The sequence below is a fragment of the Vibrio sp. YT-19(2023) genome (genome assembly GCF_033337395.1).
In genome coordinates this window covers 1-600 of sequence record NZ_JAWOQN010000760.1, presented here as the reverse complement: position 1 = coordinate 600, position 600 = coordinate 1, and the positions used below count along the sequence as shown (strand labels likewise).

Genomic DNA, 600 nt, shown 5'->3' with positions numbered 1-600 from the left:
TTATGCCCAACACATGCTGGCGCTAATGGATCATTTGGAAATCGACAAATTTTCCATTGTTGGCTTATCTGTTGGCGGTATGTGGGGTGCGGAACTGACCGCTCAAGCCCCACAACGAGTGAAGTCATTGGTGTTGATGGATACCTTTATTGGTTGGGAACCAGAAGTGACGCATAAAAAATACTTTGCGATGCTAGATACCATCAGCCAAGTTCAAGGTGTTCCTGAGCCTATTATCGAAGCCGTTGCACCACTGTTCTTTGCGAATAACGCGGATCAAGTTCACCCAGAATTGGTCGCTTCATTTAAACAAAGCCTTGAAGCGCTAACAGGTGAGCGAGCTGTAGAAGTTGCTCGTATCGGTCGCATGGTGTTTGGGCGACGTGATGTGATTGAAGATGCAGAAAAATTCGCACTGCCAACATTGATCGCAGTTGGTCGAGAAGATAAGCCGCGTCCGGTATTTGAATCTTACCTAATGAATGACTGCATTACGGGCAGTGAATTGGTGGAGATTCCTGAAGCGGGTCATATCAGTTCGCTTGAACAGCCCGAGTTTGTGAATCAGATGCTGTTGAGCTTCCTAAACAAAGTTCACAC

General features: G+C 46.5%; 1 protein-coding gene. It reads left to right on the top strand.

The genetic code is table 11. The features are described from left to right. Positions 1–600, top strand: a 600-nt coding sequence (locus R7E78_RS28320) for an alpha/beta fold hydrolase (protein WP_318058905.1), incomplete at both ends; no start/stop codon positions are given.